The sequence below is a fragment of the Mycobacterium parascrofulaceum ATCC BAA-614 genome (assembly GCF_000164135.1).
GTDB lineage: Bacteria > Actinomycetota > Actinomycetes > Mycobacteriales > Mycobacteriaceae > Mycobacterium > Mycobacterium parascrofulaceum.
On the sequence record NZ_GG770556.1, the window covers coordinates 179,435 to 192,056 of the forward strand.

At 62.3% G+C, this 12,622-nt stretch carries 11 protein-coding genes; 5 read left to right on the forward strand and 6 right to left on the reverse strand.

From position 1 onward, the window contains the following. A partial coding sequence (locus HMPREF0591_RS20730; RefSeq protein WP_007170582.1) for a 2-oxo acid dehydrogenase subunit E2 occupies positions 1-1,502 on the reverse strand: 1,502 nt, incomplete at its 3' end. A 257-nt stretch (positions 1,503-1,759) separates the two neighbouring features. On the opposite strand from HMPREF0591_RS20730, the gene HMPREF0591_RS20735 reads away from it, so the two are divergent. Further along, positions 1,760-2,530 carry a TetR/AcrR family transcriptional regulator gene (locus tag HMPREF0591_RS20735; RefSeq protein WP_157137527.1) on the forward strand — a complete coding sequence of 257 codons (771 nt, stop codon included), beginning with the start codon at positions 1,760-1,762 and terminating at the stop codon, positions 2,528-2,530. A 57-nt stretch (positions 2,531-2,587) separates the two neighbouring features. Here HMPREF0591_RS20735 and HMPREF0591_RS20740 read toward each other — a convergent pair whose 3' ends face one another. The 5 genes from HMPREF0591_RS20740 to HMPREF0591_RS20760 all read right to left on the reverse strand — a co-directional run bounded on the left by HMPREF0591_RS20740 (position 2,588) and on the right by HMPREF0591_RS20760 (position 7,823). Continuing rightward, positions 2,588-3,124, reverse strand: a complete 537-nt coding sequence (locus tag HMPREF0591_RS20740) for a chromate resistance protein ChrB domain-containing protein (RefSeq protein ID WP_007170584.1) — start codon at positions 3,122-3,124, stop codon at positions 2,588-2,590. A 6-nt stretch (positions 3,125-3,130) separates the two neighbouring features. After that, positions 3,131-4,843: an AMP-binding protein gene (locus HMPREF0591_RS20745; RefSeq protein ID WP_007170585.1), complete on the reverse strand. Its 1,713-nt coding sequence runs from the start codon at positions 4,841-4,843 to the stop codon at positions 3,131-3,133. Beyond that, positions 4,816-6,108 carry an alpha/beta hydrolase gene (locus tag HMPREF0591_RS20750; RefSeq protein WP_007170586.1) on the reverse strand — a complete coding sequence of 431 codons (1,293 nt, stop codon included), beginning with the start codon at positions 6,106-6,108 and terminating at the stop codon, positions 4,816-4,818. Before HMPREF0591_RS20750 ends, HMPREF0591_RS20745 begins: the two co-directional genes overlap by 28 nt. 22 nt (positions 6,109-6,130) lie before the next feature. After that, positions 6,131-6,520: an acyl-CoA thioesterase gene (locus HMPREF0591_RS20755; RefSeq protein ID WP_007170587.1), complete on the reverse strand. Its 390-nt coding sequence runs from the start codon at positions 6,518-6,520 to the stop codon at positions 6,131-6,133. Between the two features lie 115 nt (positions 6,521-6,635). Further along, positions 6,636-7,823 (reverse strand): acyl-CoA dehydrogenase family protein, encoded by a 1,188-nt coding sequence (locus HMPREF0591_RS20760; protein WP_007170588.1) that lies wholly within the window; start codon positions 7,821-7,823, stop codon positions 6,636-6,638. Positions 7,824-8,009: 186 nt separating this feature from the next. Here HMPREF0591_RS20760 and HMPREF0591_RS20765 point away from each other — a divergent pair, with 186 nt between their 5' ends. The 4 genes from HMPREF0591_RS20765 to HMPREF0591_RS20780 form a co-directional block, all read left to right on the forward strand. Further along, positions 8,010-8,978, forward strand: coding sequence for a VOC family protein (locus tag HMPREF0591_RS20765; protein ID WP_040623470.1), 969 nt, complete (start codon positions 8,010-8,012; stop codon positions 8,976-8,978). A gap of 48 nt (positions 8,979-9,026) precedes the next feature. Next, the gene (locus HMPREF0591_RS20770) at positions 9,027-9,908 is read left to right on the forward strand and encodes an NAD(P)-dependent oxidoreductase (RefSeq protein WP_007170591.1); all 882 of its coding nucleotides are present in this window, start codon (positions 9,027-9,029) and stop codon (positions 9,906-9,908) included. A gap of 40 nt (positions 9,909-9,948) precedes the next feature. After that, positions 9,949-10,938 carry a fumarylacetoacetate hydrolase family protein gene (locus tag HMPREF0591_RS20775; protein WP_007170592.1) on the forward strand — a complete coding sequence of 330 codons (990 nt, stop codon included), beginning with the start codon at positions 9,949-9,951 and terminating at the stop codon, positions 10,936-10,938. A 70-nt stretch (positions 10,939-11,008) separates the two neighbouring features. Continuing rightward, the coding region (locus HMPREF0591_RS20780) for an FAD-dependent monooxygenase (RefSeq protein WP_007170593.1) at positions 11,009-12,622 on the forward strand (1,614 nt) is incomplete at its 3' end.

Consider the following 12,622-nt stretch of genomic DNA (forward strand, 5'->3'; position numbering starts at 1 on the left):
AGGTAGCAGACCGACCGCACGCCGATTGACTCGTTGCCGATGGCGTCGAGCACCACCCTGGGTTCCTTACGGATCACTCCGGTTGCCAGGATCGCCGCCTGGGGTTGCACCAGGATCGGCGTGTCAAACAGCCCACCCTCACTGCCGATGTTGGTGATGGTGAAGGTTCCACCCGATAATTCGTGTGCAGCCAGGTCGCCAGAACGCGCCCGCGCGGCGACGTCGACGATTGCCCGGGCCAACCCGCCCAGCGAGAGGTCACCCGCATTGGCCACCACAGGCGCCAGCAGTCCCCTCGCCGTATCGACGGCAAAACCAAGGTGTTCGGCGTCATGGTAGGTAATGGTTTTGGACTCTTCGTCATAGCTGGCGTTGATGTTGGGATGGGCTTTCAACGCATCGATCGCGGCGGTCGCAATGAACGGAAGGAACGTCAAGTTAACTCCTTCCCGCTCGGCGAAGGATTTTCTTGCCCGCGCCCGAAGCCCCACGATCGCCGTCATGTCGACCTCGTGGGTCTGCGTCAATTGCGCTGTGCTCAAGAGCGATTCGTGGGTCTTTGCGGCGGTGAGCTGGCGGATCCTGCTGGCCTTCTGGGCCGTGCCGCGCACCGGCGCATCGGCACGCGACGGTGAGATTTGCTGACTGCGGTCTGCTGGGTGGGTGTGTCCGGCAGTGGAGCGCCCGTCCACCGGTGCCGGCGCGGGCGGTGCGGCGGGCTTGGGGCCGAGCCTGGCTGCTGGATCGGCACCGGGCGCGGGATCGTCACTGGGCTCCGCGGCCGCTACGAACTGCGGTGCCGGTTCTCGTACCGTCTGAGCTTCTCGTTGGGATTGTGGTGGCGCCTCTGATGCTCGCGGTGGCGCGGATGAAAGTGTCCGCGCCGCGCCGATCTTGCCCAGCTCGGCACCGACTGGGACGACCTGGTCTGCAGCGGCGGTGATGGCCAACAGCGTCCCCGCAGCCGGCGACGGGATCTCCGTATCGACCTTGTCGGTGGACACTTCTACGAGCGCTTCATTCACTTCCACGTAGTCGCCGACGTTCTTCAGCCAGCGAGTCACCGTGCCCTCGGTGATCGACTCGCCCAACTCAGGCATGGTCACCGACAACGTCTCAGCGTCCGGGCTGGCGGCCTGCTCTGCGGCGTCGAGTTCCGATCCGGACTTCCTGTCGGGCGTGGGCCCCTGGACGGGTTCGGGCGGCGCGCCGACACGAGTCGGCGGCGGCCGGTCGTCGACCATTACGCCGGTGGGTACGGAATCAGCTTCACCGATGAGCGCCAGATCGCTGCCCACCGCGACGGTTTCATCCTCGCGCGCGAGGATCTCTGTGAGCACGCCCGCCGCCGGGGACGGTATTTCGGTGTCAACTTTGTCTGTCGACACCTCCAGCAGAGGCTCGTCGAGGGCGACGGTGTCCCCCTGCCGCTTGAGCCACCGGGTCACTGTCCCTTCCGTGACGCTCTCGCCGAGCGTCGGCATTTGGACGGCGATGGCCATGTGTCGACTCCTTGAGTCAGAGCAGCTGTGAACGAGATGAGTTTACACCTACGACTGATAGTTGACTGTATCGTTGATTCGATCACGGGCGCGACACCAGCTTGCGGTTCCGAGACACCCGACGGATGGCTGTTCACCGCCCCGCAGGATGACCCGATGGGTGCCGCGCGTCTTCGGCGAGCGTGGCGTGGGGACTCTTGGCGCACCGCGCGTCCAGATCTCCGAAGATTGAGCGTTTCGGCAATTAAGATGGTTCGATGGCGAAAGCTACAGAGACTGCGTCGGGTTCCGCGGCGCGTGAGGCAACCGGGAACGGCAATGCGCAGTCCCCGCCGGCAGCCAGCATGCGCAAAGAGCTAGTCGAAAACCAGATGTACGAAACCGCGGCCAAGCTTTTCGCCGAGCGCGGCTTCGCCGGCACCAGTCTCCAAGATATCGCCGACGCCATGGGCATCACCCGTCCGGCTCTCTACTACTACGTCAAGAGCAAGGAAGATCTGCTCTCCAGGCTCGTCACCGAGATCACGGCGGGAAACACGGCGCAGATCCTGCAAGTGACAACCAACAAGACGATCGACCCTGTGCAGAAACTGTCCGAGGTCGCCTATCTGATGGCGCATAACCGTGCCCTGCAACCCACGCGCTTCTTACTGCTGGCTCGTTCCGAAGCCGAATTGCCCGAAGATCTGGCGAAGGTTCACGAGACCACCAAGCGCAAGATGTTGCGCAACCTCATCGAAGTCATCCAAGCTGGCATTGACGCAGGCCAGTTTCGCCCGGTGAATCCGCGGATCGCCGCGTTGGCCGTGATCGGTATGTGCAACTGGGTAGCGTGGTGGTTCCACGAAGACGACGCGGCCAGCGCTGAGCAGGTCGCCACCGACGTCGCCGACATGGCAGTGGCGAGCGTGCTGCAGGCGGAGAACCGGGCGACAGCGGCGACTGGACCGCGAGCCGCGTTGTCGCTGCTCCGTCAGGATGTCGCCTACCTCGAGCGCTTGCTCGACGAGGCCGATAAAAAGCGCTGATCCCCTACCAGCAGAGCAACGCCCGCCAGCACCGGTACGGTTCGCGATTGGCCGCCGTCAAGCTTGCCCGAAAGACAGTGGAGATTCCTGCTGCCACTGCGATCTGAGCGAGGCCATACGTTCCCAGAAGACTTCTCGACCACTCCTGGCATCGAGTCGACGAGCCCACAACGCGGCGAAAAGTGCGTCGTATGCCTCCATCGACGCATCGATGATCCCTTGGTCGTCGCCGCGCTGAAGCATAAGGCCCTCCGATAAGAGAGCCCATGCAACGCCGAGTTGGATCACCGAGTCCGGGGTATCGCCCTGATCTTCTTGCAGGACGTGGTGCACGCCCGCGCGAATGACAGCGGCCATATCCGCCAGGACCGGTGATTGCAAGCGGTAAGCGCGCAGAATTTTGTCGAAAGTCGTTCCGTCGTGATCATGCATCCCCAACGCTGCGCCCGGAAGTGCGAACGGTGTGGCGTCTTCGGGCCACGGCCCGTCGGCATCGACAAAGAGGAAATGCGCCTCCGGATCCACGAAGCGTTTGATGAGCCACGGTGAGGCGACACGATCGAGGTGCACCGTCTGGCGCGTGACCCATTTCATCGACGATTACCCTTCGTCGGTGAGCAATGTCGCGATCTCTTCGCGAAGAATCGCCTTATTCACCTTGTGGATGTTGGTCAGCGGGAGTTCAGCTCGGATTTCAAGGCGCTCAGGCCATTTGAACTTTGCCACGCCTTGATCCGAAAGGAATTGCTTGATGGTCTCGAGCTCGATTGCCTCAGATCCCTGACGTAAGACCACGAAGGCGCAGGCCCGCTCGCCTAAACGCGAGTCGGGCATCGCCACCAGTGCCGCACGCTCGATCCCCTCGTGCCTGAGTAGTAACAGCTCGATCTCTTCGGCGTTGATCTTCTCGCCACCCCGATTGATCAGGTCCTTTATCCGGTCCTCGAGTCGGTAGTAGGACTTGTCGCCGTCGAGGATCTCTGTGACGATGTCGCCCGTACGGTAGAAGCCGTCGGAAGTGAAGGCTTCGGCGTTGCGTTCCGGGGCAGCGAAATAACCGCGGATGGTGTATGGACCTCTGGCGCACAGCTCCCCCGATGTTCCCGGCGGTACGTGTCGCTCACTGCCAGGTTCGAGGACCCGCACCTCGTCCCCGGAAGAGATTGGGGTTCCCTGTGTGCCGTGCCGGATCTCCGCCGATGCGTCGCGTGGGGAGAACATGCACATGCCCTCGCCCATACCGAACATCTGGATGACCCTGCACGCTCCGGTCTCGTACTCGTCGATCACTGCGCTGGGCACTGAGCGGTCAGCCCACGCGATCGTGCGCAGCCCTGCCAGGGCCGCTCGCAGCCGTGTATCAGCCTCAATGACACGCGCGATCGGTCGCGTCATCAGCATGTGGGTGATAGTTACGGTCGACGCCAACCGCAAGAAGGCCGCGGTATCCGGGGGGCTGGTGGCAAAACACGCCCCGACTGAATGTGCCGCGTGAAGGGCACACACGATGCCGGCATTGTGGATCAACGGAAGCAGATGCACGGCAACGCTGGTCGAGTCCATGTTCATCGCGTCTCCCCACTGAGCGGCGTTGTACCAGTACTCGGTGCTTAGGCGCGGAATGAGTTTGGGCACACTCGTTGTTCCGCCGGAGAGTTGTAGCACCGCCAGACCCTCCGGGGAGAGTTGGCGTTGCACCTGCTCTATGGTGAGACGTCGCTGCTGACCCGTAGTTTCGTTGGCTTCGGCCAACGATTCGATCGAAAGTTCGTCGGAGGCAGGTGCGGTCGTTCCGACCGTGATCTTGATGCGCAGGCTCGGTTGTGCGTTTGCGATTTCTGTTGCGAGGCTACGCAAATCATGACCGGCGAACCCGGGCTCGTACAAGTGCGCGGCCGGCGCACACTGCCCGGCGATCGCACTGATTTCGTGCCAACGATGCTGGGCCAGCGTCGCAACCGGAACGAGGCCGGCCTTCAGCACGCCGTACCACCCCAGCACGGCCCAGACGTGATTGGTCGTCTGGAACAAGACACGCTCGCCGGGCTTCAGACCCGCCTGAAGCAAGCCGGTCGCAATCCGATCGGTGAGATCTCCCAGCTCGGCGTAGGTCAAGCTGACACCGGGATCGACCACAGCGAGCCGATCGGAAAACCGTTCGACAGACTCCTGCAATTCCTGACACAGCGTCCGAGGCCTCCAGAACCCGGCTGCCCGATAGCGCGCGGCCAACGAATCAGGATAAGGAGTTACCTTGTCCGCGATGTCCACGTCTTCGATTTCGATCATCGCGAAGCCCGTTCGCTGGCCCACGTGGTTATCTTGTGTCCCGCCAACGGCATACCGTCAGGCTCACCACCGGCGAGCGGTCGACCAAAGTGGTCGGCGCGAACCGGATGATGGGTCACGTCAACAGACGCTGCACTCGCCATCGCCTCGCTGATGTCGCTGGGAAACACCGAGCAGTCACCGGTGAACTCGATGATGAGTACTGGCACGGATACACCCGCCAGGGAGCGGGCCACCGATGCGTTGGCCGACAGACCAGACCATGTCGACAGCCACGCCTCGGGTGTGGTCAGCCGACCGAACCCGTTGACGCCGTAATTTGACACTGACGGCTTGGCGCTGATCACTGAACCGTAGGGCCGCTCGGATTTGTCCAGCCGCAGGTCCGTACAGCGGAGGTCTGCGTCGGTGCGGTAGGTGGTGATGACCGGGGTGAGGATGCTGCGGCGCTTATCCGCGCGAGTAGCGGTACCGGCCTTGATCTTCTTGCGGGCCGATAGCTGCTCGGCAATCAGTTCGCGCGCCCGCGCGTCGATGCGGGCCACCCGCTCCGCCTGCGCGTTCCGGTAGGCGATAACAAAAGCCTCCGAATACTGTGAGCCGCCCTCTTCAGCGGTTCCAAAGCCATTGGCAGGATCGAAGGGGTCCAGGCCCGGATCAACCGAGAAAGGATCGGCTTCGTCGGTCACCGATGGGTCGATGGCCGCCTGCAAGAGTTTGCCTTGGCCCGGATGCGGAGCGATGAGTACCAGACCGTCGGGTGCAGGCATCGGCGCATCCCCGAGCTTTGTTGGCGCGCCGCCCGGGGTACGCGAGATTCGCGAATCCGGTTGCGCTTCTGCTTGTTCTGCGTAGTACGAGTAGAGGCCGCCGCCTCCGGAATGGCCGATCAGGAAGATGTGTTCAAAGCCTTCCCGCCGCAGCCACTCCATCGCTGCGGCCACGTCGAGTAACGCGTTTTCGTGCACAAGCCGCAAATCGTTGCCGACATCACGCCCCACCTGTGCCCATACCGCGCTCCCCGATCTCAGTAACTCGGGGATCAGCGGGTGTTGACGAAGGTCCTGACGTGGATGCATCAGGCAGAACACGGTGCGTGCGCGTGCAGGCGGTTGATACAGCGTTCCGCGGGTGACTTCGCCGTCGAAGGTGATCAGGGTTTCCGAACGCGCGGAAACGCCATCGGGGAGGCGTGCGGGCCAAAAGTCGATCGCGAGCGCCGCACGGCCCCTGCCCGAGGGTTGATAGCCGGCCGATGCCGGCGCATGCCCGGTGGTGGTTTGAGTCATCTGTCCCTACCTAGTGCTGCTATTACGTCCGTGTTGCCGTATTGCTCAGTGCTTCAGCTAACTTGGGAAGCAGGTGGACCGATCGGAGACCGGACCCATCGACAGCGGCCTGAACCTGCTTCACACGCACGATCACCGCCGGGTTCGTTTCGCCGACCTTGGTGAATTCGGAACGAAAAGTGACCGATCGCTCCGAGAGCGTGTCGACCGACAATGTGGCCTGCACTCGATCATCGAGCCGCAGCGCTGACGCGTATTCCATTTCGCACCGCACGGCGGGCAGACCATACCCGTTGGCCAGCGCGTCGAAGGTTCCGCAGCCCACGTCGGCGAGCCAGGTGGAAACCAGCCGCTCGGCCCATAGCAGCGGGGCTCCGAAGTAGATAACCTGCGCCGCGTCAGTATCGGCCATCACCACTCGGAATGAACTCCGTGTCAACAGAGACGAGCTATCAGGGGCCCGGTCTGACATAGACACGCGGAATTCGCTCCTCGGTGCGACGGCGGTGATCGGTGAGCCCGACAGATCAGAAGAACGGCACGTCCGGCGCCAGTCCGCAGCGGACCCGGCCGTGCAGTTCGGAATTTGTGCTGAACACGAGGAACGAGTGCACCGTGAGCGCTTCGATGTCATCCACGATGCGGCCCATCGGATTCGACAGGGTCAAAGCGCTCGCGCCGGCGGCTTGGCGGATGACCTCGATCGCCTCACGGCTGCGGCGAAAGCACCAGGCCGCATCCGAGCGGATTCGCACCCGGCTCGCCACATCGGCGAGGTTCTCAGAGACCTTCAAGGCGGTCTCGACGGCCCGCTCGGCATGGAAGCGCGCCTCGTCGATCTTCATGATCGCTTCATCCATCTGCAGATGCGTGACCACCGCGTCGGACTGCTTGGCGTAAGTCGTGTACGTGATACCACGCTTGTGAATTCTGGATGCAAACAAATCCATTGCCGCCCTCGCCATTCCGAGTGGGGCACCGGTGGCTCCCGCAGTAAAGAACGGGATATGAGGTACCTTGAAGTAGCTATCGGAGGCCAGTGATTCAGAACGGGTCTCCGCCATGGCTGCAACCGCGATGGGCTGCACCATGTGCTCAGGAACGAACAAATCCTCAACCGAGAGTGTGTTGGATCCCGATCCGCGCAGACCGCTGACGTGCCAGTCGTCAGCGGCCACCATGTCGGAGCGTCGGATGATGAAAGTGGCGGGCTCGGGATCTTGACCGTCGCGAACGATCATTGAGGCCATCAGGCCCCAGTCAGCGTGATGCTGGCCGCTGCAGAACCGCCACGAGGCCGTGATGCGATAGCCGCCATCGGTGGGAATGGCCTGCCCTGAGGGTGTGAAGTTAGAGCACATCAAAGGCGCACCATCGGCGAACACCTCGTCGAGCGCCCGGTCCGGGAAGGTGCAGCTCATATAGATGCCGCCGTTGTAGATGCTGGTGACCCACGACGTTGATGCACACCCGCGCGCCAACTCTTCGCCGATCCTGATGAAGGTCTGTAGCGACACCTGGTAGCCGCCGCGTGATCGAGGCGTCGTCAGCTTGAACATGCCGGCGTCACGAAGCGCCTCGATGACCGTATCAGCTGGGCGGGTCAGTTGCGACGCTTCGTCGGCGTGCTCGGCGAGCAGCGTGGACAACTGCGCAGCCTTGGCGATCAGCTGCTCCTCTGTATCCGGTTCCAGGGCCTCGTCAGTGGTGGTCATTGCGGACACAGAATTCCTCCCAGGCGATGTTCTTGTGCGCGAGAATCGCTGTAATGCCAGTCACGTTAGGGGTACCCAACGCTATTGTCAAATAGTCGGCGTCACCGTAAGCTGACACCTGCCGGCTGGAGGCAACACCGAACAAGCAGCCGCGTTGCGACATCAACCCAACAGCAGGAGGCAGCGTTGTCACCAATCGGCATCGAGCGTGTCAACTACATCGCACTGAACGCTAAAAACCCGGAGACGGCCGCGGCATTCGCGGCTGAAAGGATGGGATTCTCGCTCGTCCACGCCGATCCCGACGGTACTCACTATCTCAGTGCGCACGGTGTCGATCGATACTCCCTGGTCTACAAACCCGGCGCCGATCACGGGCTACACCACGTGAGTTATCTCGTGCACGATGCCAAGACACTCGACGCAGCGGTCAGCCGCTTGGAGGCGACGGGCGCCAAGGTATCCAAACTTGAATCGGCCGGGTGGGAGGGAGCGCCCGCGGTCAGGGTTTTGACGCCGGCCGGTCACTGTCTCGAGTTGACGACAGGCGTGAGCACTGCAATTCCGGTTGCCCATCTCATCGAGGCACCTGAGACCGGCGGGCCCGAACCCGTTGTCGCCGATCATCTCGGACTTGGAGCTGCCGATTTCGAGGCCGAGGAAGCCTTCATGCTCGACACCCTCGGTCAGCTGTACTCCAGCCGCATCATGGGTCCTGGCGGAGTGCAAGTGATGGGTTTCATGCGTTCCCCTGGCCGCTACCTCTATCACGATGTGGTGTTGGTGAGGACGCCGGCCACGGCGCTGCACCATTTGCAGTTCAGCATGAAGAATGTCGATTCCTTTTACGCCACCGCAGAAGCTCTGCAAGCCAACGATGTACGCATCGAATGGGGCCCGTTGCGGCACGGTCCGGGACACAACATCGCTCTTTACTTCCGCGACGCCGAGGGCTACTGGTTCGAATACTCGGTGGAAGAGGAGATCATCCTCCACGACCCCACCTACGTGCCGCGCACGTGGACCGTCGCTGATTCACACGCCGTCGATGAATGGAACACCGGCGCGCCACCGGCCGAGTTGATGGGTCCGCCCCCACCCGATGCGTTGCTGGGAGCGGATCTCAACGAGACCTTTGCAGTCACCGACAGCTGATACCGGCGCGGCGGATCTTCGTCGTGGTCTTGATCAGAGGAGTTTCACATGAGTGCGCTCACAGTGGGTTTCATCGGCGTGGGCCGGCTGGGCTTGCCCTTGGCAAAGGGGTTGCTTGACACCGGGTTTCGTGTCATCTCCACCAAGCGCGGCCGATCCGAGGAATTGATTGCCGCCGGCGGCGCTGTTGCAGGAGACGGCTCGCCCCGCGACGTGGCCGAAGCCGCCGACGTCATCGTGACCTGCATGCCGTCCGCAGCGGCGTTTCAGGACGTCATCGACGGCCCAGACGGAATTCTTCGAGCCAGTGCAGTACCACCCGTCATCGAGTGCAGCACCCTGCCCTTGGATGTCAAGCAAGGCGCGCGGAAGCTGTTGATCGACAGGCGTTCTCAATTTATCGATGCGCCAGTCAGCGGTACGCCACCGATGGTGGCTATGAAGATCGCGATGATCTATGCCAGCGGCGACCGTGACGCGTACCTCACTTACGAAGCGGTACTGCAGGCCATGTGCCCCAAGGTCACCTATGTCGGGACCGAATTCAACGGTTCGAAGATCAAGTTCGTCGCCCAGTTCTTGGCGACCATCCACGTCACGGCCGCCGTCGAGGCGATGGTGTATGCCCAACGTGCGGGTCTCGATCTCAGCCAGGTCGCCGAACTCATCTCAGCGAGCCCCGGCGCCACCTCGGGGCAGTTTCAGATCCGCGCCCCGATGATCGCCGCCGGTAACTTCGATGCAACACTTGTCACCGTCGACATGACATTGAAGGATGTCGACGAGGTCATTGCGTTCGCCCGAGAAATCGGTGCTCCCACTGATTTGTCGCAGATCGTCGCAGATCGCTATCACCGGCTCAGCGATGCAGGCCGCGGCAACGCTGAGCCGGCTGCGTTGTTCCGCGCTCTGTGTGACGGCGAACAATGACCGCCTCCCGACGGTTCGCCGACGATCGAGGCGAGCGAGGATGAGGCTCGTCCGCGCACACGGTGGTGCCACCGGCCTGATACTCGAGGCCGATGGGCGCCTCGAGGTACTCGACATCTCTTCAGCCGGCGAGACGCTGCGCGTTGCGAAGCCCCACCTCGCCGACGGGGTTCAGGCTTTGTTTGATGACAAGCGGCAGAGCTGGCTGCCGATGATTGAGCGGTGGACCGAGGCGCGCGAGACGCTTCGGTTGCTTGCCGAGCATGCTTTTGGGTGTTGGGACAGCAGTACTCATGATCTCCCGCTGACACCCCTGGATGAGTTGGAGCTCGAACCCCCGTTGCCCGATCCGGGCTCTCGGATCTTTGCAATGGGCGGTAACTTTCCGACCCACGCCTCGAAGATGTCCGGGGTGCTGAATCTGCCTGATTCCGTGACGAATTCAGCTGCCCACAATGCGCCGCCCTGGGGGTTCTACGTGATTCCCGGCACGGTGGTCGGACCGAACCACACGATCGTACCTCCGCCAGGAACCAAATACCTGGACTACGAAGCTGAAGTGGCCGTGGTGCTCGGCAGCGATGCGCGCGACGAGCTGTCCGTTCGTTTCTGGGGATATACAGCATGGAACGACTTCAGTATCCGCGACACAGCACTCGGCGCTGCACAAACTGACCATGGACCCTTGACCTGGTCGTTGACTAAGAACTTTCGCACCGGGAATAGCTGCGGGCCCTGGATGGTCGTCAACTACCCGCCCGTCGACAATCTTTCGATCACCTGTCATGTCAACGACGAGTTACGACAGTCGGGCAGCACCGCGCAGATGGCCCATTCATTTGGCCGAATCGCCAGCTATATCAGCGAATTCATTCCGCTGAGCGCTGGCGACATGATTCTGTCGGGCACACCCGCCGGCACCGCGATCGAAGGCGGAGTTAACGGCGCATTCCTGCAGGCCGGCGATCACGTTGATGTTCGGATCGATGGGGTCGACACGTTGCGCAACGTGATCGGCGCCGGTGACTGATCGTCTTCGCTTGATCGGAAGCCTCTTCCCATCACCTGCACAAATCTTCTGACGGAGGCATAGAGACACCATGCTCGTAAAGATCATCGGCGGTGGGCCCGCCGGCGCATTAACCGCCAGATTAGCAGCCTCGCGTCACCCCGACTGGAAGATCGAGGTTTTCGAAACGCTGCCGCCCGATGATACTTTCGGATTTGGCGTCGGTCTGACCAGGGCTCTGTTGCACGCCGTGCAAGTAGCCGATCCGGTGGTCTTTGATCGCTTGATGGCGGCTACCTTCCCCTTCTCTTCCGCCAGCTTCCGGCTTCCCCAGGGCACAACGCAATTCGGGCAGTTCCATAGCGGTGCCATCAGGCGTTCGGAACTGCTCCGGATACTGCTCGAAAGTGCCGCAGAGGCCGGCGCCGACGTCAACATCGGCAAGAGCGTCCATGTCGATGATTTGACGGAAGAAGCCGACATCGTTGTCGGAGCCGACGGGCTATCGAGCTCAACCCGCGCACGATTCGCGCCGCAGCTGGGCGTCCATCAGTCCAACGGCCGCGGCGCCTTCATCTGGTGCGCCGCTGACATCGAGTTGGACGGCACAGTCTTTCATCCGGTACAGACGTCGGCTGGGACATTTGTGGCGCATGCCTATCCCTATGCCCCCGGTCTTTCGACGTTCGTCATCGAAGCCAGCGTTGACACGCTAGAGCGCGCCGGGTTCGTCAACCGCACGTGGGAATCGGAATCCTCCTCCGATGAGGAGGCTTTGAACTATCTGTCCGAGGCCTTCGGCGCGTTGCTCAAGGGCGGCCACTTCTTCGGCAACCGCTCACGTTGGACGCACTTCACCACGTTGGCATGTGACCGTTGGTCCTACCGCAATGTAGTGCTGTTGGGTGACGCGGTGGCGACCGTGCACCCGTCGCTGGGCTCGGGCACCAAGGTGGCCCTCGAAAGTGCCATCGCACTTGTCGACTACCTCGACACAGTTGAGGGCCAGCCCGTCTCTGATGCCCTGGCCGGGTTCAGTCGCAGCCGGCGGCCCAGTGTCGCGCGCCTGCAAGAGCGAGCGGCACGCAGCCAACTCTGGTGGGAGTCCTTTTCCCAGCGACTGCACCTCTCGCCATCGCGCGTGGCAGTGGCCTATCTCAGTCGTGCCGGCGTGGTATCGCTGGACAGCTTGGCTAAGACAGAGCCGGCATTGGCGGCCAACGCAATTGCGGACTTCGCGGACGTTCCTGTCGACGATGTACCCGATTCCAACCTGACAGACTGGGTTTTGAATCTCCCGCTGCATACCGAGGCGATCAAGCTTGACGACCGCAGATTGCCGCCGCCGTCCGGACACGACGCGGCGTCGGACATCGCGACGATCGAGGTCAACTCTGGGGATGCCTGGGGGCCGCACGGCGAAGACTATCTAGATCTGGCACGCGAATACCTGCAGGCGGGCGCCACCGTTATCGCGTTGCACGGCGGCGATACCCGCTCCGACGTGATGGATCGGTTGGCTGTCGCGGAGCGCATCCGCATCGATACGGGCAGCGTCGTCGCCGTCCGAGCTCGACGAGACCACCAAGACATCGTCGCCGACGGCATTGTCGCCGGTCGAACAGACCTCATTCAACTCGAAGGAGTAAGGAGCCGTCCCGTGTCGAAGTTCAACAGCAATTCTCTGCTGCCCGAAGGATCGGTG

Bases quoted from the DNA above. Each gene is read 5' to 3' on its own strand.
- HMPREF0591_RS20735 (WP_157137527.1), top strand. From the start codon at position 1,760: ATGGCGAAAGCTACAGAGACTGCGTCGGGTTCCGCGGCGCGTGAGGCA.
- HMPREF0591_RS20740 (WP_007170584.1), bottom strand. From the start codon at position 3,124: ATGAAATGGGTCACGCGCCAGACGGTGCACCTCGATCGTGTCGCCTCA.
- HMPREF0591_RS20750 (WP_007170586.1), bottom strand. From the start codon at position 6,108: ATGACTCAAACCACCACCGGGCATGCGCCGGCATCGGCCGGCTATCAA.
- HMPREF0591_RS20755 (WP_007170587.1), bottom strand. From the start codon at position 6,520: ATGGCCGATACTGACGCGGCGCAGGTTATCTACTTCGGAGCCCCGCTG.
- HMPREF0591_RS20760 (WP_007170588.1), bottom strand. From the start codon at position 7,823: ATGACCACCACTGACGAGGCCCTGGAACCGGATACAGAGGAGCAGCTG.
- HMPREF0591_RS20770 (WP_007170591.1), top strand. From the start codon at position 9,027: ATGAGTGCGCTCACAGTGGGTTTCATCGGCGTGGGCCGGCTGGGCTTG.
- HMPREF0591_RS20775 (WP_007170592.1), top strand. From the start codon at position 9,949: ATGAGGCTCGTCCGCGCACACGGTGGTGCCACCGGCCTGATACTCGAG.